The sequence below is a fragment of the Citrobacter sp. Cpo061 genome (assembly GCF_030332845.1).
GTDB classification, from domain to species: Bacteria; Pseudomonadota; Gammaproteobacteria; order Enterobacterales; family Enterobacteriaceae; genus Citrobacter; species Citrobacter portucalensis.
The window spans coordinates 476,995-497,240 of record NZ_JAOWHB010000050.1 but is presented as its reverse complement, the minus strand read 5'-3'; the positions used below and the strand labels follow the sequence as shown (position 1 = coordinate 497,240).

The 20,246-nt window shown below is 52.2% G+C and carries 13 protein-coding genes, 7 tRNA genes and 1 pseudogene; 16 read left to right on the top strand and 5 right to left on the bottom strand.

Features of this window, described 5'->3' with window-relative positions; translation table 11 throughout:
* The first annotated feature begins 3 nt into the window (after window positions 1-3).
* The 3 genes and pseudogenes from tcuA (at window position 4) to OGX97_RS17205 (ending at window position 3,882) form a co-directional block, all read left to right on the top strand.
* Window positions 4-1,407, top strand: a pseudogene (tcuA, locus tag OGX97_RS17215) (FAD-dependent tricarballylate dehydrogenase TcuA).
* Window positions 1,394-2,533 carry a tricarballylate utilization 4Fe-4S protein TcuB gene (tcuB, locus tag OGX97_RS17210; RefSeq protein WP_279850443.1) on the top strand — a complete coding sequence of 380 codons (1,140 nt, stop codon included), beginning with the start codon at window positions 1,394-1,396 and terminating at the stop codon, window positions 2,531-2,533. The pseudogene tcuA and the gene tcuB overlap by 14 nt, the downstream one beginning before the upstream one ends.
* A 53-nt stretch (window positions 2,534-2,586) precedes the next feature.
* A complete protein-coding gene (locus OGX97_RS17205) occupies window positions 2,587-3,882 on the top strand; it encodes an MFS transporter (RefSeq protein ID WP_234102622.1) in 1,296 nt (431 codons plus the stop codon).
* Between the two features lie 50 nt (window positions 3,883-3,932).
* On the opposite strand, the gene chiQ is transcribed toward OGX97_RS17205, so the two are convergent.
* From chiQ to nagE, 4 genes are all read right to left on the bottom strand, one after another.
* Window positions 3,933-4,265: a ChiQ/YbfN family lipoprotein gene (chiQ, locus tag OGX97_RS17200; protein ID WP_008784106.1), complete on the bottom strand. Its 333-nt coding sequence runs from the start codon at window positions 4,263-4,265 to the stop codon at window positions 3,933-3,935.
* Window positions 4,266-4,314: 49 nt separating this feature from the next.
* On the bottom strand, window positions 4,315-5,721 hold the full coding sequence (gene chiP / locus OGX97_RS17195; protein ID WP_008784105.1) for a chitoporin ChiP: 1,407 nt from the start codon (window positions 5,719-5,721) through the stop codon (window positions 4,315-4,317).
* Window positions 5,722-6,157: 436 nt separating this feature from the next.
* On the bottom strand, window positions 6,158-7,825 hold the full coding sequence (gene glnS / locus OGX97_RS17190; RefSeq protein WP_048226099.1) for a glutamine--tRNA ligase: 1,668 nt from the start codon (window positions 7,823-7,825) through the stop codon (window positions 6,158-6,160).
* A gap of 187 nt (window positions 7,826-8,012) precedes the next feature.
* Complete coding sequence (gene nagE, locus OGX97_RS17185) at window positions 8,013-9,962, bottom strand: PTS N-acetyl glucosamine transporter subunit IIABC (protein ID WP_003831342.1); 1,950 nt, start codon at window positions 9,960-9,962, stop codon at window positions 8,013-8,015.
* A 342-nt stretch (window positions 9,963-10,304) separates the two neighbouring features.
* On the opposite strand from nagE, the gene nagB reads away from it, so the two are divergent.
* From nagB to OGX97_RS17125, 12 genes are all read left to right on the top strand, one after another.
* On the top strand, window positions 10,305-11,105 hold the full coding sequence (gene nagB, locus OGX97_RS17180) for a glucosamine-6-phosphate deaminase (RefSeq protein WP_003022803.1): 801 nt from the start codon (window positions 10,305-10,307) through the stop codon (window positions 11,103-11,105).
* Window positions 11,106-11,166: 61 nt separating this feature from the next.
* Window positions 11,167-12,315: an N-acetylglucosamine-6-phosphate deacetylase gene (nagA, locus tag OGX97_RS17175; RefSeq protein ID WP_003831339.1), complete on the top strand. Its 1,149-nt coding sequence runs from the start codon at window positions 11,167-11,169 to the stop codon at window positions 12,313-12,315.
* Between the two features lie 8 nt (window positions 12,316-12,323).
* A complete protein-coding gene (gene nagC / locus OGX97_RS17170; protein ID WP_057067711.1) occupies window positions 12,324-13,544 on the top strand; it encodes a DNA-binding transcriptional regulator NagC in 1,221 nt (406 codons plus the stop codon).
* A gap of 166 nt (window positions 13,545-13,710) precedes the next feature.
* On the top strand, window positions 13,711-14,463 hold the full coding sequence (nagD, locus tag OGX97_RS17165; protein WP_003022792.1) for a ribonucleotide monophosphatase NagD: 753 nt from the start codon (window positions 13,711-13,713) through the stop codon (window positions 14,461-14,463).
* 251 nt (window positions 14,464-14,714) lie between these two features.
* Window positions 14,715-16,379 carry an asparagine synthase B gene (gene asnB / locus OGX97_RS17160; RefSeq protein ID WP_008784099.1) on the top strand — a complete coding sequence of 555 codons (1,665 nt, stop codon included), beginning with the start codon at window positions 14,715-14,717 and terminating at the stop codon, window positions 16,377-16,379.
* Window positions 16,380-16,602: 223 nt separating this feature from the next.
* A tRNA-Met gene (locus OGX97_RS17155) sits at window positions 16,603-16,679 on the top strand.
* 8 nt (window positions 16,680-16,687) lie between these two features.
* Window positions 16,688-16,772 (top strand) — tRNA-Leu (locus OGX97_RS17150).
* Window positions 16,773-16,795: 23 nt separating this feature from the next.
* Window positions 16,796-16,870, top strand: a tRNA-Gln gene (locus OGX97_RS17145).
* Window positions 16,871-16,907: 37 nt separating this feature from the next.
* Window positions 16,908-16,982: transfer RNA gene (locus OGX97_RS17140), tRNA-Gln, on the top strand.
* 21 nt (window positions 16,983-17,003) lie between these two features.
* Window positions 17,004-17,080, top strand: a tRNA-Met gene (locus OGX97_RS17135).
* A gap of 43 nt (window positions 17,081-17,123) precedes the next feature.
* A tRNA-Gln gene (locus OGX97_RS17130) sits at window positions 17,124-17,198 on the top strand.
* A 36-nt stretch (window positions 17,199-17,234) separates the two neighbouring features.
* Window positions 17,235-17,309: transfer RNA gene (locus OGX97_RS17125), tRNA-Gln, on the top strand.
* A gap of 104 nt (window positions 17,310-17,413) precedes the next feature.
* Here the strand turns inward: OGX97_RS17125 and ubiF are convergent.
* The gene (gene ubiF, locus OGX97_RS17120) at window positions 17,414-18,589 is read right to left on the bottom strand and encodes a 3-demethoxyubiquinol 3-hydroxylase (protein ID WP_279850441.1); all 1,176 of its coding nucleotides are present in this window, start codon (window positions 18,587-18,589) and stop codon (window positions 17,414-17,416) included.
* A gap of 145 nt (window positions 18,590-18,734) precedes the next feature.
* On the opposite strand from ubiF, the gene miaB reads away from it, so the two are divergent.
* The gene (gene miaB, locus OGX97_RS17115; RefSeq protein ID WP_003831327.1) at window positions 18,735-20,165 is read left to right on the top strand and encodes a tRNA (N6-isopentenyl adenosine(37)-C2)-methylthiotransferase MiaB; all 1,431 of its coding nucleotides are present in this window, start codon (window positions 18,735-18,737) and stop codon (window positions 20,163-20,165) included.
* Window positions 20,166-20,246: the final 81 nt, after the last annotated feature.

Below are 20,246 nucleotides of genomic sequence, written 5' to 3'. Positions count from 1 at the left end.
ACGATGGTTGATGTTCTGGTGATTGGCGGTGGCAATGCCGCGTTATGCGCTGCCTTGACCGCCCGCGAGCAAGGAGCTTCGGTACTCCTGCTCGAAGCGGCTCCCCGTGAATGGCGCGGGGGAAATTCCCAACACACGCGTAATCTGCGCTGTATGCATGACGCGCCGCAGGATGTGCTGGTGGAAAGCTATCCTGAAGAAGAATTCTGGCAGGATCTGTGGCGCGTCACGGAAGGGAATACCAACGAAGCGCTGGCGCGTCTGGTGATCCGTACCTCTTCCCAATGCCGCGACTGGATGCGCCAGCACGGCGTTAACTTTCAACCTCCTCTCTCCGGCGCTTTGCACGTGGCGCGAACCAACGCCTTTTTTATGGGCGGTGGAAAGGCCCTGGTGAATGCCTATTATCGCAGCGCAGAAAAGCTGGGCGTTCAAATTCGCTATAACACCCCCGTTCAGGCGCTTGAACTGCGTAATGGCGAGTTCGTGGCAGCGTTGGCAGGCGAAGAGCGCATCACCGCTAAGTCCTGCGTGCTTGCCGCGGGCGGGTTTGAGTCTAACCGCGAATGGCTACGAGAAGCGTGGGGAGAGAACGAGCGCGGCGAGTGGTCTGCGGATAACTTCCTGATTCGCGGCACGCGTTTTAATCAGGGCGTACTGCTCAAATTTATGATGGATGCTGGCGCAGACATTATCGGCGATCCCTCCCAGTCACACTGTGTGGCAATTGATGCCAGAGCGCCATTATATGACGGCGGGATTTGCACCCGCGTGGACTGCGTTTCGCTCGGTATTGTGGTGAACCGGGACGCTGAGCGTTTTTATGATGAAGGTGAAGATTTCTGGCCCAAACGCTACGCCATCTGAGGACGTCTGGTTGCTCAACAGCCAGGACAGATTGGCTACTCCATCATCGACAGTAAAGCTATCGGACACTTCATGCCTCCGGTCTTTCCCGGCACGCAGGCCAATACGCTGGCTGAACTGGCCTTTCAGTTAGGACTGGATGCCGAACGCTTTACCCACACCGTGACAGAGTACAACAACGCCTGCCAGCCAGGTCAGTTCGACCATACCGTTCTGGATAACTGCGCCACTAAAGATTTGCTACCCGCGAAAACGCATTGGGCGCGACCGCTGGATCAACCGCCTTACTACGGCTACGCCCTGCGGCCAGGAATCACCTTCACTTATCTTGGGTTAAAAGTGAACGAACGCGCCGCTGTGCATTTTGCAGGGCTTCCAAGCCGTAACCTGTTCGTCGCCGGAGAGATGATGGCGGGTAACGTGCTGGGCAAGGGTTACACCGCAGGCGTGGGGATGTCGATCGGCACGACCTTTGGCCGCATTGCCGGAAAAGAAGCCGCGCTGGCTGCACGTAAGGAGACACGTCATGAAGCAGCTTGAGAAACTGATCATCGAAGCGCAAATTATCACCGAACCGGAAGCTGAAGTTGAACGCGTGATGCAGGTGTGTAACGCCTGCCGCTATTGCGAAGGCTTTTGCGCCGTGTTCCCGGCCATGACTCAGCGTCTGGAATTCGGTAAAGCGGATATCAATTATCTGGCAAACTTGTGCCATAACTGCGGCGCTTGCCTGCACGCGTGTCAGTATGCCCCGCCTCATGAATTTGCCATAAACGTGCCGAAGGCGATGGCGGAAGTCCGGCTCGAAACCTATCAGCATTACGCGCAGCCCTCCGCTTTTGGAGCGCTATATCGTCGCGCAGGCGTAACCGTGACGCTGGCGCTGGTATTCGGTCTGATCCTGTTTTTACTCCTCGCTATAGGTTTGAAAGGTTCACTATTCCATCCTCCGCTGGCCGGGAATTTCTATCAAATTTTCCCGCATAACCTGCTGGCCTGGATGTTTGGTTCGGTCTTTGTTCTGGCGATCGGTTTGCTGATGGCAGGAGTGATCCGCTTCTGGCGCGAGATTTCTCCGGGCATGCCGCGTTCCGCCGAGATTGCTGAAGCCTCGCACAATGCGCTGACGCTGAAGTATCTCGATGGAGGCCATGGCAAAGGTTGTAACGAAGCGGATGATGCTTTCACCCTGATGCGTCGCCGTTTCCACCACTTTACCTTCTATGGTTTTATGCTCTGCTTTGCCGCCACCGTTGTGGCAACGGGCTATCACTACTTTGCAGGCATAGAAGCACCCTACCCGTTCTTCAGCGTTCCGGTCATGCTGGGCACGTTGGGTGGCATTGGCCTGGTTGTCGGCCCGGCTGGCTTGCTATGGCTTAATCTTAAGCGCTCACCGCTACATGGCGACGCACGGCAAAAACCGATGGATCGCGGTTTTATTTTGCTGCTGCTGCTGACCAGTCTGACCGGTCTGGCGCTGCTGGCGGGAAGGGACACTTCATGGATGGCTATTTTACTGGCCATTCATCTCGGGGTGGTCATGGCGCTTTTTCTGACCATTCCTTACGGAAAATTTGCCCACGGATTTTACCGCTGCGCAGCCTTACTCAAGTGGGCGATTGAGAAACGGCGCGGCAAACAGGCGGGGGTCACAGGCGACTAACCCGCAAACTCTTACCTCTATAAATATTATGATAAGACAGTGGAGCAAACCCAATGACACAACAACCATCGCGCGCCGGAACTTTCGGCGCAATACTGCGGGTAACCAGCGGTAATTTTCTCGAACAGTTCGACTTTTTTCTGTTCGGGTTTTACGCCACCTATATTGCAAAGACGTTCTTCCCCGCGGAGAGTGAGTTTGCCGGGCTCATGTTGACCTTTGCGGTTTTCGGTTCGGGTTTTTTAATGCGGCCCGTTGGCGCAATCGTGCTGGGTGCTTATATCGACAGAATTGGTCGCAGGAAAGGGCTGATGGTGACGCTGGCCATTATGGGATGCGGTACCCTGCTGATTGCCCTGGTACCCGGTTATCAAAGTATTGGCCTGCTGGCTCCTGTGCTGGTATTAGTCGGTCGATTATTGCAGGGCTTCTCTGCGGGCGTAGAGTTGGGCGGCGTTTCGGTTTATCTTTCTGAAATCGCCACGCCTGGCAATAAAGGTTTCTACACCAGCTGGCAGTCCGCCAGCCAACAGGTTGCCATTGTGGTGGCAGCGCTGATTGGCTACGGCCTGAATGCCACGCTGGGGCACGATGAAATCTCTGAATGGGGCTGGCGCATTCCGTTCTTTATTGGTTGTATGATTATTCCGTTGATCTTCGTCCTGCGCCGCTCGCTTCAGGAAACGGACGCATTTTTACAACGTACACACCGTCCCGACACCAGGGAAATTTTCACCACTATCATCAAAAACTGGCGTCTGATCTCAGCGGGTACACTGCTGGTGGCGATGACCACAACGACGTTTTACTTTATTACCGTCTATACCCCGACCTATGGCAGGGCTGTACTCCATCTGAGCGCTCGCGACAGCCTGATCGTCACCATGCTGGTCGGTATTTCTAACTTTATCTGGCTGCCGATTGGCGGAGCGATTTCTGACCGAATTGGTCGCCGCCCGGTGTTGATGGGGATTACCGTACTCGCACTGCTCACCACCTGGCCGGTCATGCACTGGCTCACCGCCGCGCCAGATTTTATGCGCATGACGCTGGTCCTGCTTTGGTTCTCGTTCTTTTTTGGTATGTACAATGGGGCAATGGTCGCGGCACTCACCGAGGTGATGCCTGTCTATGTCCGTACGGTGGGTTTTTCACTGGCCTTCAGTCTGGCTACGGCGATTTTTGGCGGTCTGACACCCGTCATATCCACGGCGCTGGTCCAGCTAACCGGAGATAAAAGCTCGCCGGGATGGTGGCTGATGTGCGCGGCACTTTGCGGACTCGCCGCCACGGCAATGTTGTTTGTCCGCCTGAGTCGTCATTATCAACCGGCCGAACAGAAACTCTGACATGCAAACGGGCGGAGAATTCTCCGCCCGTTGTATTTTCATTTTTCGATTTACTGCGCAGTATTCTTACTGCGTATTTCCTGCCAGACCTTGTCACAATCAGCATTGACGGACTGACCGTTACCCGTGCGCGTGGCCTGGATACACTGCTGATAATCCAGCACGCGTACGCTTTCTTCATTGGCAAACTGTTGGTGCTGTTTTTCTTTCTTCAGCACATTCAACACGCTTTGGCAGGCTTCAATTTTCTCCGGCGATCCCTGCGCGGTATTAATACACGCGCTGTAGGCTTCTTTCAGACGGCTGTCCTCTTTCGGCGCAGGAGATTGCGCACACGCCACCAGCCCTGATGCCATAACGGCGATGAGTATCAGTTTTTTCATAGCACTTTCCTCAACGATGCGGCAGGCACCCGGCCTGCCGCTGTTGGCATTAGAAGATGGTGAACGGAGCAATAACGATGAACTTCACGTCGCGCTCATCCTGGAACATGTTGCCGTAACCACCGCCCCAGCTCGGAATGTCTGAATGGTTGTCGTACTGAGTGAAGTGCAGCTTAAACATGGTGCCCTTCGCACGACCTTCCTGCAGGGTGTAGACCGCATCCAGGCTGTAAGAAGATTCTTCGATAGTCCGGTTTTTGTCGTAGTATGCATCCGGGTTAAGCTGCCAGGTTGATGGCTTAGCATCCCATGCGTAAACGTAGGACGCGCCTACCGCCCAGCCCGGCAGATTCCAGTTCTTCAGGTCATACATTGCGCCGAAGAAGACTGCCTTTTCACCGTTGGCGTTGAAGTCAGAACGGTTATCCCACCAGACATCCAGACGACCGTTTGAAGAGGCGTAGGTTGGGGTCATACGCTGCAGGAAGTAACCCTGCTGGCCGTCCGCTTTAACCCAGGTCCCTTCCAGACGAAGGTCAACGACTTCTGCCACTTTGTAGCCAAAGGTCAACGCCTGCAACCAGGCAGTGCCATCATAAATATCGTTCACGGTACGATCATCAACCTTGTCGCGTGCACCGTAGAACTGGTAGCTGGTGGTAAATGGGTTACCGCCTAAATCGAATTTGTAGCTAGCTTTTGCGAAGTACTGATCGACGTAACCTTCAGACTGACCAAATGCCGCTTCCAGCAACAGGTTATTTTTGAAGTCATATTTCGCGCCAATTGAGTGCAGGTAATCAACGCTGGTCTTTTTATCAGCCTGATAGAATTTATCGACTTCGGTGTGCCACGGTGCTTTATATTCGTTAGCCCACATATAGGAGAAGCTCAGTGCGCCAGCATCACCGTAATCGAAGTTGGCACCGGCTTCAGCACCCTGATAGGTACCTGGCATAAAACTCCAGTGCGGTGCCAGCAGAGTCTGCCCGGTTGGTTGAATGTAACCGGCGCGCGCCCAGGTTGGGCCGTATTTAAATTTAGCTGCTGCTTTATAAAGGCTAATCCCGCTCTTATCGCCGGAGTAATCCTCGTCATAGCCTTTATTTTTGGAAGAGAATGCGATTTCGTTTGGATGGCCGCTTTCGCTACTTTCGTTCATTTCAATAGCGGTAAATGCCGCGATATCAATACCAAACATATCGGCCGCATAACCGGACTGGAAGTCGAGGTTAGCGTTCCAGGTTGAGTGAGAAAGGTTGGTTTTGTATTTGTCATGATCGGTCACATCTTTACGGTCACGCTCACGCTGCCAGTAATAGATGCCACCTGTTAAGGTTGAGTCATCAATAAATCCTTCGGCGTGTACCTGTGGAGCGACAACAAAACCCGACATTGCTGTGATACCGGCGATAGCCAGCGCCAGCGTACTACGTTTGCCACTAAACGTACGCATATGTTAATCCTCTTTGACATATAAAATGCTGCCGACAAAAGCGGACAGCGAAAAAACAAAAAATAAAAAAGTAGCGCTAAGAAAACCTCAGTGACTACAATGAATAGACTATTTTTCGCGACGCGAATTATCAATCTCTTTCTGTAACGAGTATGTAATAGTATGAGCAACCGCACATATTTGATTGCTTTCTGTTACATTTTCATCGGAAGATAAAAAAGCGTTGAAAAAATTAAAAAATCGCTTGTTTTCCATGGAGATGAAATCGGTTTCAGCCCATTTCATATTGAGGTAAGTTATTTAAACGTAAAAACATTCGCCCAGCCCATTATTACGGACATGTAATTAATTCGCTCCGCAAACGGAGCCTGGAACACGTTTTTTTTGCGAAAAAAAACGCCGCATGAAGCGGCGTTTAGAGAGGATGTGTTGCGGCTTATTCGCCCGCTTTAGCCCACGTGTCACGTAGACCAACGGTACGGTTAAACACCAGCTTGTCAGCCGTTGCATAACGACTGTCCAGGCAGAAGTAACCTTCACGCTCAAACTGGAACGCTTTACCTGCAACCGCTGCCTTCAGCGACGGCTCACCGTAACCCTGCTTAATGACCAGCGATTCCGGGTTAATAACGGACAGGAAGTCTTCCGCCGCGCCTGGATTTGGCACGCTAAACAGACGATCATACAAGCGGATTTCAATCGGCAGCGCATGGGACGCGCTCACCCAGTGAATAACGCCTTTGACTTTACGGCCATCGGCCGGATCTTTGCTCAGGGTGTCGGCATCGTAGGTGCAGAAAATGGTGGTGATATTTCCTTCCGCATCTTTCTCAACACGTTCGGCTTTGATCACATAAGCATTACGCAGGCGTACTTCTTTGCCCATCACCAGACGCTTGTACTGCTTGTTCGCTTCTTCACGGAAGTCTGCGCGATCGATCCAAATTTCACCGCTAAATGGCACTTCGCGGCTGCCCATTTCCGGTTTGTTCGGATGGTTAGGCATGGTGACCAATTCGCTTTCGCCCTGCGGATAGTTTTCGATAACCAGTTTAACCGGATCGATAACCGCCATCGCGCGCGGGGCGTTTTCGTTCAGATCTTCGCGGATACAGGATTCCAGAGAAGCGATCTCAATGGTGTTGTCTTGCTTGGTCACGCCAATGCGTTTGCAGAACTCACGGATCGCGGCAGCGGTGTAACCGCGACGACGCAGGCCAGAAATCGTCGGCATACGCGGATCGTCCCAGCCTTCAACGTGCTTGTCGGTCACCAGCAGGTTCAGCTTGCGCTTGGACATCACGGTATATTCCAGATTCAGGCGCGAGAATTCGTACTGACGCGGATGAACCGGAATGGTGATGTTGTCCAGAACCCAGTCGTACAGACGACGGTTATCCTGGAACTCCAGCGTACACAGGGAATGCGTAATGCCTTCCAGCGCATCGCTGATGCAGTGGGTAAAGTCGTACATCGGGTAGATGCACCACTTGTTGCCGGTCTGGTGGTGTTCGGCGAACTTAATACGGTACAGCACCGGATCGCGCATCACGATAAACGGCGACGCCATGTCGATTTTCGCACGCAGGCAGGCTTTACCTTCTTCAAAACCACCGGCACGCATTTTTTCGAACAGCGCCAGGTTCTCTTCGACGCTACGATCGCGGTACGGGCTATTTTTGCCAGGCTGAGTCAGCGTGCCGCGGTATTCACGGATTTCATCCGCTGACAGTTCGTCAACGTACGCCAGGCCTTTATTAATAAGCTCTACCGCATAGGCGTGAAGCTGATCGAAGTAATCCGAAGAGTAGCGAATGTCGCCAGTCCAGTGGAAACCTAACCATTCAACGTCGTTTTTAATCGACTCAACGTACTCGATATCTTCTTTAACCGGGTTCGTATCATCAAAACGCAGGTTGCACTGGCCCTGGTAATCTTGCGCAATGCCAAAGTTCAGACAAATGGATTTCGCGTGGCCAATGTGCAGATAGCCATTTGGCTCCGGCGGAAAACGGGTATGGATAGTGGTGTGCTTACCACTGGCCAGATCTTCATCGATGATCTGACGAATAAAGTTACTCGGGCGGGCTTCAGCCTCACTCATCGTGGATTCCTCAAAGCGTAAACAACGTATAACGGAGTATGATCTTATAAGCGACGTCAGGAGACAACTATTAGTTGCACAAAAAAGGTGTTTCAACAGGATATATGAGGGCATTTGCTGCAAAAAAAAGCGGCGGAGGAATATCCCCCGCCGCTTAAGGCACTTAACTCACTTTACTCAGGAGCAGTTATTTACCTTTAATCTCATACAGTGGTGTTTGACCGGCAACCACATGACCTTCGGCTTTAATAACCAGAGCGCCGAAATCATCGCTGTTGCTGCACACAACCGGGCTTATCATGGAACGTGCGTTAGCGTTCAGGAACTCCAGATCCATTTCCAGAATCGGTTGGCCTGCCGTAACTTCCGCACCTTCTTCAACCAGACGCTTAAAGCCTTTGCCTTCCAGCGCGACGGTGTCGATGCCCATATGGACCACGATTTCCGCGCCTTTAACAGTTTCCAGGCAGAACGCATGGTTAGTGTTGAAGATTTTCACGATAGTGCCCGCAGCCGGAGCAACCACGATTTTATCCGTTGGTTTCACTGCCACGCCGTCGCCTACTGCTTTGCTGGCGAAGGCTTCATCAGGAACCTGTTCCAGCGCAACTACGTCACCAGTAATCGGAGAAACCAGCGCTTCAACGGTGACTGCATTCGCTACAGCCTGCGGTTTTGCTACTGGGGCCGCTGCTGCTGGTGCACTTTCACCAGATGCTGCTGCCACCGGGCCACGCGCGACAACTTTCTTCATTTCGTCGCCGATGGATTCGGCTTTCGCACCCACGATGACCTGGATAGTTTGCTTGTTCAGCTTAACTACCCCAGATGCGCCTAAACGCTTACACATCGCATCGTTTACGCGACCGGAGTCGGCAACGGTCAGACGCAGACGAGTGATACAGGCATCAATCGCTTTCAGGTTATCAGTACCACCAACCGCTGCAATGTAGTTGGTTGCAAGTTGAGCCAAACCTTCTTCAGTGTTGCTGTTGGCTTCTTCAGTAACGATATCGTCTTCTTTATCTTCGCGGCCCGGCGTTTTCAGGTTAAACATACGAATAACCGCGCTGAACAGCACAAAGTAGATAACGAAGAACACCAGCCCCATCACCACCAGCATCCAGACGTTCTGGCTTGCTGCCGGCAAGTTGTACATCAACACGTAGTCGATAGCACCTGCGGAGAAGGAGAAGCCTGCGTGGATCCCCAGCAGTGTTGCAACGAACAGGCTGATACCCGTTAACAGTGCGTGCAGGAGATACAGCAGTGGAGCCAGGAACATGAACAGGAATTCCAGCGGCTCGGTAACACCGGTCAGGAACGCGGTGATCGCAACGGACAGCAGCATACCGCCAACCATTGGACGACGTGCTTTCGGAGCCGCGAAGTACATTGCCAGCGCCGCACCCGGCAGACCAAACATCATGATTGGGAAGAAGCCAGACATGAACATACCCGCAGTGCCGTCACCCGCGTAGAAGCGGTTGATGTCACCGTGGAATACGGTACCTGCAGCGTTAGTAAATTCGCCAATCTGGAACCAGGCGATGGTGTTCAGCACCTGATGCAGACCGGTTGGGATCAGCAGACGGTTGATGAAACCAAAGATACCGGAACCCAGCGCACCAGCGCCCACGATCCACTCACCACCCGCATGGATGGCGTTCTGTACCGGCGGCCATACGTAACCGAAGATAGCAGCCAGCACCAGACAGAAGAAGCCAGTGGCGATCGGCACAAAGCGTTTGCCGCCAAAGAAGCTCAGGAAGTCAGGCAGTTTGATACCAGACCAGCGGTTATACACGGCACCGCCGACCAGACCGGTGATGATACCCGCCAGCACGCCCATATTGATTGCAGGGTTAATGGTAACCATTGCTTTGGTCAATATGAAATAACCGACCGCACCTGCCAGCGCTGCTGCACCTGCGCTGTCTTTTGACCAGCTGGAAGCAACACCGATCGCAAAAATTAACGCGAGGTTATCAAAGATGGCCCCACCCGCTTGCGCGATGAAGGGTACGTTAAGTAAATCTGGTTGGCCGAATCGCAGCAGCAGTGCCGCGACTGGCAGCACAGCGATGGGGAGCTGTAACGCCCTACCCAGCCGCTGGAAAAAACCTAAAATATTCATTTTATTCCCCCTACGAGACCCCGATTAGGCTTCTTTGAAGCCATATTTTTATTGTGCGACCATTCCTGACAGCAAGATTCTGGAACAACGATATTAACCATTCATCTACATTCAGAGTGTGTGAAAAATTAATTCGTATCGCAAATTAAAAGCGTGTTTTTTGTGATTCCAGTCACCAAATATCGTTATTAACCCTCCCTTTCACTGGCTAACTACGAAAACTTATTTTATCATTCAAAAAATCGAAACGGATTGATCCTTACCGATGCAAAACCAGGTTACGCTTAATACTGCACAGAGACTCAATCCGCCAACTGCTTACTTTTACTTTTGAGGTGAAGAATGAGACTGATCCCCCTGAATACCGCTGAACAAGTCGGCAAATGGGCTGCTCGCCATATCGTTAACCGTATTAACGCGTTCAAACCAACGGCAGATCGTCCGTTCGTTCTGGGCCTGCCGACTGGCGGTACTCCACTGACAGCTTATAAAGCATTGGTTGAAATGCACAAAGCGGGCCAGGTGAGCTTCAAGCATGTTGTTACGTTCAACATGGACGAATATGTTGGCCTGCCGAAAGAGCATCCGGAAAGCTACCACAGCTTTATGCACCGCAATTTCTTTGATCACGTTGATATTCCAGCAGAAAACATCAACCTCCTCAATGGTAACGCGCCGGATATTGATGCAGAATGCCGTCAGTATGAAGAAAAAATCCGTTCTTACGGTAAAATCCACCTGTTTATGGGCGGTGTAGGCAACGATGGTCACATCGCGTTCAACGAACCCGCTTCCTCTTTGGCTTCCCGTACCCGCATCAAAACGCTGACTCACGACACACGTGTTGCTAACTCACGCTTCTTTGACGGCGACGTAAGCCAGGTGCCTAAATATGCGCTGACCGTTGGCGTGGGCACCCTGCTGGATGCTGAAGAAGTGATGATCCTGGTTCTGGGCCACCAGAAAGCACAGGCGCTGCAAGCTGCCGTTGAAGGCAACGTTAACCACATGTGGACCATCAGCTGCCTGCAGTTGCATCCAAAAGCCGTTGTGGTCTGCGATGAGCCTTCCACCATGGAACTGAAAGTGAAGACGCTGAAATACTTCAACGAGTTAGAAGCGGAAAATATTAAAGGTCTGTAATTGATGTCTCCGCCCTGTCGATAAGTTGCAGGGCGGCATTTTTTTGAAATCGGGGGTCGGAATGTATGCTTTAACCCAGGGCCGGATCTTTACCGGTCACGAAATTCTTGATGACCATGCGATTGTTGTCGCCAATGGCCTGATCGACAGCGTTTGCCCACTGGCTGAATTACCGTCAGGGATTGAACAGCGCTCACTGAATGGGGCCATTGTTTCCCCCGGTTTTATTGATGTACAGCTGAACGGCTGCGGTGGCGTGCAGTTTAACGATACGGCAGAAGCCGTAACCGTTGAAACGCTGGAAATCATGCAAAAAGCCAATGAAAAATCTGGCTGCACCAACTATTTGCCAACGCTTATCACCACCAGCGATGACCTGATGAAACAAGGTGTTCGCGTGATGCGTGAATACCTGGCGAAACACCCGAATCAGGCATTAGGACTTCATCTTGAAGGCCCGTGGCTGAATCTTGTTAAAAAAGGCACCCATAATCCGGGATTTGTCCGTCAGCCGGACGCTGCACTGGTTGATTTCCTGTGCGATAATGCGGATGTGATCACCAAAGTCACACTGGCACCAGAAATGGTCCCGGTAGAGGTCATCACCAAACTGGTGAATGCGGGTATCGTGGTTTCTGCGGGTCACTCCAATGCAACGGTAAAAGAAGCAAAAATCGGATTCCGTGCAGGTATTACCTTTGCAACGCACCTGTTCAACGCGATGCCGTACATTACCGGCCGCGAACCCGGTCTGGCGGGCGCTATTTTGGATGAAGCCGATATCTACTGCGGTATCATCGCCGATGGCCTGCACGTTGACTACGTTAACATTCGTAATGCTAAGCGCCTGAAAGGCGACAAGCTGTGCCTGGTTACTGACGCGACCGCGCCAGCAGGTGCAAACATTGAACAGTTCATTTTCGCTGGTAAAACAATATACTACCGCAATGGACTGTGTGTTGATGAGAACGGCACGTTGAGCGGTTCATCATTAACCATGATTGAAGGCGTACGCAATCTGGTCGAGCATGCAAATATCGCCCTCGACGAAGTCTTACGCATGGCAACGCTCTACCCTGCTCGCGCCATCGGCGTCGACAAACAACTCGGCAGCATCGCGCCAGGCAAAGTAGCCAACCTGACTGCGTTCACGCACGACTTTAAAATTATCAAGACCATCGTTAATGGCAACGAGGTCGTTACTGAGTAAGAGAAAGAATGACACCAGGCGGACAAGCTCAAATAGGTAATGTTGATCTCGTAAAACAGCTTAACAGCGCGGCGGTTTATCGCCTGATTGACCAGCATGGGCCAATCTCGCGAATTCAAATTGCCGAGCAAAGCCAGCTTGCCCCCGCCAGCGTAACCAAAATTACGCGTCAGTTGATCGAACGCGGGCTGATCAAAGAAGTCGATCAGCAGGCCTCCACCGGGGGCCGCCGCGCTATCTCTATCGTCACAGAAACCCGCAATTTCCACGCCATTGGCGTACGACTGGGTCGCCACGACACAACGCTCACGCTCTATGATATGAGCAGTAAAGTTGTCGCCGAAGAGCATTACCCCCTCCCGGAGCGCACCCAGGAAACGCTGGAATATGCGCTGCTCAACACCATTGCCATCTTTATTGAGAGCTGCCAGCGGAAAATCCGTGAGCTGATCGCAATTTCTGTCATCCTGCCAGGCCTTGTCGATCCTGAAAGCGGCGTCATCCGCTATATGCCACACATTCAGGTCGAAAACTGGGGACTGGTCGAAGCGCTCGAAAAACGCTTCAAAGTCACCTGCTTTGTTGGTCATGATATTCGCAGCCTTGCGCTGGCTGAGCACTATTTCGGGGCAAGCCAGGATTGCGAAGACTCCATTTTGGTGCGAGTGCACCGCGGAACCGGCGCGGGTATCATCTCCAACGGCCGAATTTTCATCGGTCGCAATGGCAACGTCGGCGAGATTGGTCATATTCAGGTAGAGCCGCTGGGTGAGCGCTGTCACTGCGGTAATTTCGGCTGCCTGGAAACCATTGCCGCCAATGCTTCTATTGAACATCGCGTGCAGAACTTACTGAAGCAGGGTTATCCAAGTCGACTCACGCTGGATGATTGCAGCATCAAAGCCATCTGTAAGGCAGCAAATAAAGGCGATAATCTGGCATCAGAAGTCATTGAGCACGTTGGTCGCCATCTGGGTAAAACTATCGCCATTGCCATTAACCTGTTTAACCCGCAAAAAATCGTCATTGCGGGCGAAATTACCGAGGCGGATAAGGTGCTGCTGCCTGCAATAGAAAGCTGTATCAACACGCAGGCGTTAAAGGCGTTTCGCCATAATTTACCGGTGGTTCGGTCCACGCTGGATCACCGCTCCGCCATTGGCGCCTTTGCGCTGGTGAAGCGCGCAATGCTCAACGGTACACTGCTGCAACGTTTGCTGGAAAGCTAATACACGTCATCCTTCGAGCTGCCTCTGCGTTAGCTGCATCTGCTCACCCCGGTCACTTACTTCAGTAAGCTCCAGGGGTTCGCAGACTTGCCGCCTTGATGCAACTCGAATGATGTAGTGTATTTTGTGTATAGTAATGCCTTCTTTTTTTAATGTCGGATTGTCCATGGCCATTAAGAATGTAATTTGTGATATCGACGGCGTGCTGATGCACGACAATGTTGCTGTACCGGGTGCGGCAGAATTTCTGACTGGGATCCTGGAAAAAGGCCTGCCGTTAGTCCTGCTGACTAACTACCCTTCGCAGACCGGGCAAGATCTGGCAAACCGCTTCGCCACCGCGGGTGTGAATGTCCCTGATAGCGTCTTTTATACTTCCGCGATGGCTACCGCTGATTTTCTTCGTCGCCAGGAAGGAAAAAAGGCCTACGTGGTGGGTGAAGGCGCGTTAATACACGAACTGTATAAAGCTGGATTTACCATTACCGACGTGAACCCCGATTTTGTGATTGTTGGCGAGACACGTTCCTATAACTGGGACATGATGCATAAAGCGGCGTATTTTGTCGCCAACGGCGCTCGTTTTATCGCCACTAACCCGGATACCCACGGTCGCGGCTTTTATCCCGCCTGTGGAGCACTCTGTGCCGGTATTGAGAAGATCTCAGGCCGTAAACCGTTTTATGTCGGCAAACCCAGCCCGTGGATTATTCGCGCGGCGCTCAACAAAATGCAGGCGCACTCGGAAGAAACCGTTATCGTTGGTGACAACCTGCGTACCGATATTCTGGCAGGTTTTCAGGCGGGTCTGGAAACTATCCTGGTACTGTCTGGCGTTTCCAAGCTTGATGATATTGACAACATGCCGTTCAGACCAAGCTGGATTTACCCGTCCGTTGCTGAAATTGACGTCATTTAATCTCTTTAGCCGGATAACAACATCTGCAAGTTATCCGGCCTGAAAAATACATCCATTCAATAAAATCACCATTTCACTGCTGATTCATCAATAATAGCGCTCATTACATATTCTTTTTTCATCAATCCACAATGACCATTGCGTTTTTTATTTTCTGACCCGTAATTCGCTTGCGCCCTCTCCAGCTTTGCGGCATTTTCTTTATCAAGCAAACATAAAAAGCATCACGCAACAGGTTAACGGAGAAGGTTATGTGTTCTATTTTTGGCGTATTCGATATTAAAACTGACGCAGTTGAACTGCGTAAAAAGGCCCTGGAACTGTCTCGTCTGATGCGCCACCGCGGCCCGGACTGGTCAGGTATTTACGCCTGTGATAACGCCATTCTGGCGCACGAACGTCTGTCCATCGTCGACGTCAATGCCGGTGCTCAGCCGCTGTACAACGTGAAGAAGACACATATCCTGGCGGTTAACGGTGAAATTTATAACCACCAGACACTACGTGCTGAATACGGCGATCGCTACCAGTTCCAGACCGGTTCCGACTGCGAAGTTATCCTCGCGCTGTATCAGGAAAAAGGACCCGCGTTCCTCGATGACCTGCAAGGCATGTTCGCTTTTGCCCTGTACGACAGCGAGCAGGACGCCTACCTGATCGGTCGTGATCATATCGGGATCATCCCGCTGTATATGGGTTACGACGAGCACGGTAACTTCTACGTTGCGTCTGAAATGAAAGCGCTGGTTCCCGTCTGCCGCACAATCAAAGAATTCCCGGCCGGTAGCTATTTGTGGAGTAAAGACGGTGAAATTCGTCAGTACTACCAGCGCGACTGGTTTGAATACGATGCAGTCAAAGACAACGTTACCGATAAAAACGAGCTGCGCCAGGCGCTGGAAGATGCGGTGAAAAGTCACCTGATGTCAGATGTTCCTTATGGCGTACTGCTGTCCGGCGGTCTGGATTCATCCGTCATTTCCGCGATAACTAAAAAATACGCGGCACGCCGTGTTGAAGATCAGGAACGTAGCGAAGCCTGGTGGCCACAGCTGCACTCCTTCGCCGTCGGCCTGGAAGGCGCTCCGGATCTGAAAGCTGCGCAAGAGGTGGCGAACCATCTGGGGACCGTGCACCATGAGATCCACTTCACCGTGCAGGAAGGTCTGGATGCGATCCGCGACGTGATTTACCACATCGAAACTTACGATGTCACGACGATTCGCGCCTCGACGCCAATGTACTTAATGTCGCGTAAAATTAAAGCGATGGGTATTAAAATGGTGTTGTCGGGTGAAGGTTCGGACGAAGTGTTTGGCGGCTATCTCTATTTCCACAAAGCGCCAGATGCAAAAGAACTGCACGAAGAAACCGTGCGCAAGCTGCAAGCGCTGCATATGTTCGACTGCGCCCGTGCCAACAAAGCCATGTCGGCCTGGGGTGTAGAAGCTCGCGTGCCCTTCCTGGATAAGAAATTCCTTGATGTGGCGATGCGCATCAACCCACAGGACAAAATGTGCGGCAACGGCAAAATGGAAAAACACGTTCTGCGCGAATGTTTTGAGTCCTACCTGCCGGCAAGCGTCGCATGGCGTCAGAAAGAGCAGTTCTCTGACGGTGTCGGTTACAGCTGGATTGACACGCTGAAAGAGGTGGCTGCAGAACAAGTTTCAGACCAACAACTGGAAACCGCCAGCTTCCGTTTCCCGTACAACACGCCATCGTCAAAAGAAGCGTATTTGTACCGTGAGATTTTCGAAGAGTTGTTCCCGGTAGCAAGCGCTGCCGAATGCGTGCCTGGCGGGCCGTCGGTTGCCTGTTCTTCTGCCAAGGCGATCGAATGGGATGAGGCGTTTAAAACCATGAACGATCCATCTGGCCGTGCCGTTGGCGTACACCAGTCCGCTTATAAATAAGTTAATCCTTAGATAAGAGCCCTGCGGGGCTCTTTTTTTATGTTTGTTTTCTGTGCAAAAAAACAATTAATAACTAATAATTGCCGAATATTGCGTCATGCTGTTCGCAACCTAACCAAACAGTCACATTCCAGCTATTTTCAATGAAAAAGGGGTTGACGCTTCAAGGCTCAATACGCATAATGCGCCCCGCAACGCCGATAAGGTTACGCGAAAAAAAGATGGCTACGTAGCTCAGCTGGTTAGAGCACATCACTCATAATGATGGGGTCACAGGTTCGAATCCCGTCGTAGCCACCATCTTTTTTGCGGGAGTGGCGAAATTGGTAGACGCACCAGATTTAGGTTCTGGCGCCGCAAGGTGTGCGAGTTCAAGTCTCGCCTCCCGCACCATTCACCCGTAAGCGTTGCACGGATGGGGTATCGCCAAGCGGTAAGGCACCGGTTTTTGATACCGGCATTCCCTGGTTCGAATCCAGGTACCCCAGCCATTTTTTCTTCGATATAGCGGTTCACCGCAACGGTCATTGGGGTATCGCCAAGCGGTAAGGCACCGGTTTTTGATACCGGCATTCCCTGGTTCGAATCCAGGTACCCCAGCCATCGAAGAAAATGTTAGTATTTGGCTACGTAGCTCAGCTGGTTAGAGCACATCACTCATAATGATGGGGTCACAGGTTCGAATCCCGTCGTAGCCACCATATTAAGGACGTATCGACTCGTTCGGTAAATCCAAAAAATTGTTGGGGTATCGCCAAGCGGTAAGGCTCTGGTTTCTGATACCAGCATTCCGAGGTTCGAATCCTCGTACCCCAGCCAATTTCAAAAAGTCGTCCACTCTGTGGGTGCACCCGTTGGGGTATCGCCAAGCGGTAAGGCTCTGGTTTCTGATACCAGCATTCCGAGGTTCGAATCCTCGTACCCCAGCCATATTAAAAAAGCTCGCTTCGGCGAGCTTTTTGCTTTTCTGCAATTATCGCCTGATGGCGCTCCGCTTATCAGGCCTACGTATTTTCCCCGTAGGCCTGCCTGAATTACAACCCTAACGCATACTTCAGTGCCTGACGTTTCAGTACGCCAGCGCGCTCTGCGGCCATGAGCCCGAGATTACGCATGATGCGCAGCGGCTGCAGGTTATTGCTGAATCCGGCATAGAACAGATCCATACCGCTTTGCATGATGAAATTGTCAGTCATACGGCGATTCTGATAGCGCTTGAGCACCGGCTGACTGGCCCAGGATTCACCGTAGCTGCGCGCGTTCACCAGCACATCAATTAACGCATCGACATCACGAAAGCCCAGATTAACGCCCTGCCCCGCCAGCGGATGAATGGTATGCGCGGCATCACCTACCAGCGCCAGCCCCGGTTGCACATATTGCAGCGCATGACGACGCGTAAGCGGGAACGCCCCCGCAGCCACTGGCATCACCTTACCGAGTCGCGATGGAAAATGTTTAGCAATCTCCGTCTGCAATTGCGGCATATTCAGCGCTTGCAATTGGCGGATGCGAGCCGGTGAGTCGTACCACACCAACGAGGCCCAGTTATCAAACAGCGGTAAAAACGCGCGCGGGCCGTCAGGCGTAAATTGCTGCCAGGTGCTGTCTCCCGGTGAATTTTCGCATTGCACGGTTATCAACATACAGGACTGCGCGTACTGCCAGGCATGGATACCAATCCCGGCCATTTTTCGCACCTGAGAGTTGGCACCATCGGCGCCGATGACCAGCTTCGCGCTGATGGTTTCGCCGCCTGCCAGCTCAAGCTCATGTCGATCGTTATGTTGATGCAAAGAAATCAGGGACGTCGGTACGCGCAGCGTGACTTTGGGGTGAGCTTCCAGCGCCTGCCAGAGCGCCTGTTGCAGGACCGTGTTTTCCACCATATAGCCCAACAGAGGCAGCTTTAGCTCGGCGGCATCAAACATCACATGGGCATTTTCCCACTCCCACGTTTCCAGTCGACGATAAGGATGGTTGCGCATCCCCTGCACCGAATCCCAGACGCCCAGCCCTTTTAGCAACGACACCGATGCGGAACTAATGGCAGAAATTCTGACATCAGGCTGTCCGTCAGCCACAAACGGCGCGGGAACGGCATGCTCAATGACCGTTACCGTAAATCCATGCTGCGCCAGTCCAAGCGCCAGCGCGCCGCCGACCATCCCCCCGCCGACAATGGCAATTTCCGTTGGTTGATTTGTCATGGTCAATTATCCAGTTACATGTATTGTGTAAGTTTACAGGATTTTTTACCCCTTGAGGCTGACATCCGTCATACTGGTCACAACCGCGCCAAAGCAGTACACTATGCGCCCTGCATTTCAGCCACAATTTCGCAAGAGCAAGTCGATGACCAAAAAACTCCATATTAAAACCTGGGGCTGTCAGATGAACGAATACGATTCATCGAAGATGGCCGATCTGCTGGATGCCACTCATGGGTATCAACTGACTGACGTGGCGGAAGAAGCGGATGTGCTGCTGCTGAATACCTGCTCAATCCGTGAGAAGGCTCAGGAAAAAGTGTTCCATCAACTGGGCCGCTGGAAACTGTTAAAAGAGAAAAATCCCAAGCTCATCATTGGGGTCGGTGGCTGTGTTGCGTCTCAGGAAGGCGATCATATTCGCCAGCGCGCGCATTACGTCGATATTATTTTTGGGCCGCAAACTCTGCACCGCCTGCCGGAAATGATCAACAAAGTGCGTGGAAGCACGACCCGTAGCCCGGTGGTTGATATCAGTTTCCCGGAGATCGAAAAGTTCGACCGCCTGCCGGAACCGCGTGCTGAAGGTCCAAGCGCGTTTGTGTCTATCATGGAAGGTTGTAATAAATATTGTACTTACTGCGTGGTGCCCTACACCCGCGGTGAGGAAGTCAGCCGTCCGGCGGATGATATTCTGTTTGAAATCGCCCAGCTTGCAGCCCAAGGCGTGCGCGAAGTGAACCTGCTGGGGCAAAACGTGAACGCCTGGCGTGGTGAGAACTACGACGGCACGATCGGATCTTTTGCCGATCTGTTACGTCTGGTCGCAGCGATCGACGGTATTGATCGTATCCGCTTCACCACCAGCCATCCGATCGAATTCACCGATGATATCGTTGAAGTTTATCGCGATACGCCAGAGTTGGTGAGCTTCCTGCATCTGCCGGTACAGAGCGGTTCAGACCGCGTACTGAACCTGATGGGGCGTACCCATACCGCGCTGGAATACAAAGCGATCATCCGCAAACTGCGCGCTGCACGTCCAGATATCCAGATTAGCTCCGACTTCATCGTTGGCTTCCCGGGTGAAACCACGCAGGATTTCGAGCAGACCATGAAGCTGATTGCTGACGTCAATTTTGACATGAGCTACAGCTTTATTTTCTCTGCGCGTCCTGGCACCCCTGCCGCCGATATGGTTGACGACGTACCGGAAGAAGAGAAGAAACAGCGTCTGTACATTCTACAGGAGCGTATCAACCAGCAAGCTATGGCCTGGAGCCGCCGTATGGTCGGCACGACCCAGCGCATTCTGGTTGAAGGCACATCGCGTAAGAGCATCATGGAACTGTCAGGCCGTACCGAAAATAACCGTGTGGTGAACTTTGAAGGCAACCCGGATATGGTCGGTAAGTTCGTAGACGTAGAAATTACCGATGTCTGGACTAACTCCCTGCGCGGTAAAGTGGTGCGTACCGAGGACGAAATGGGTCTGCGTATCGCAGAATCCCCTGAATCGGTCATTGCGCGTACCCGCAAAGAAAACGATCTGGGCGTCGGTATTTATCAGCCTTAATCCTGCTGAAAAACGTAAAAAAGGCCCGATACCGCTACACTTATCGGGCCTACAATCCTGGGCTCGCTGTCCCGGCGGGTC

What these genes read in the sequence shown, in the direction of transcription:
- chiQ (WP_008784106.1), bottom strand. Translation starts at nt 4,265, where the DNA reads ATGAAAAAACTGATACTCATCGCCGTTATGGCATCAGGGCTGGTGGCG.
- chiP (WP_008784105.1), bottom strand. Translation starts at nt 5,721, where the DNA reads ATGCGTACGTTTAGTGGCAAACGTAGTACGCTGGCGCTGGCTATCGCC.
- tcuB (WP_279850443.1), top strand. Translation starts at nt 1,394, where the DNA reads ATGAAGCAGCTTGAGAAACTGATCATCGAAGCGCAAATTATCACCGAA.
- asnB (WP_008784099.1), top strand. Translation starts at nt 14,715, where the DNA reads ATGTGTTCTATTTTTGGCGTATTCGATATTAAAACTGACGCAGTTGAA.
- glnS (WP_048226099.1), bottom strand. Translation starts at nt 7,825, where the DNA reads ATGAGTGAGGCTGAAGCCCGCCCGAGTAACTTTATTCGTCAGATCATC.
- nagE (WP_003831342.1), bottom strand. Translation starts at nt 9,962, where the DNA reads ATGAATATTTTAGGTTTTTTCCAGCGGCTGGGTAGGGCGTTACAGCTC.
- OGX97_RS17205 (WP_234102622.1), top strand. Translation starts at nt 2,587, where the DNA reads ATGACACAACAACCATCGCGCGCCGGAACTTTCGGCGCAATACTGCGG.
- nagA (WP_003831339.1), top strand. Translation starts at nt 11,167, where the DNA reads ATGTATGCTTTAACCCAGGGCCGGATCTTTACCGGTCACGAAATTCTT.
- miaB (WP_003831327.1), top strand. Translation starts at nt 18,735, where the DNA reads ATGACCAAAAAACTCCATATTAAAACCTGGGGCTGTCAGATGAACGAA.
- nagB (WP_003022803.1), top strand. Translation starts at nt 10,305, where the DNA reads ATGAGACTGATCCCCCTGAATACCGCTGAACAAGTCGGCAAATGGGCT.
- nagC (WP_057067711.1), top strand. Translation starts at nt 12,324, where the DNA reads ATGACACCAGGCGGACAAGCTCAAATAGGTAATGTTGATCTCGTAAAA.
- nagD (WP_003022792.1), top strand. Translation starts at nt 13,711, where the DNA reads ATGGCCATTAAGAATGTAATTTGTGATATCGACGGCGTGCTGATGCAC.
- ubiF (WP_279850441.1), bottom strand. Translation starts at nt 18,589, where the DNA reads ATGACAAATCAACCAACGGAAATTGCCATTGTCGGCGGGGGGATGGTC.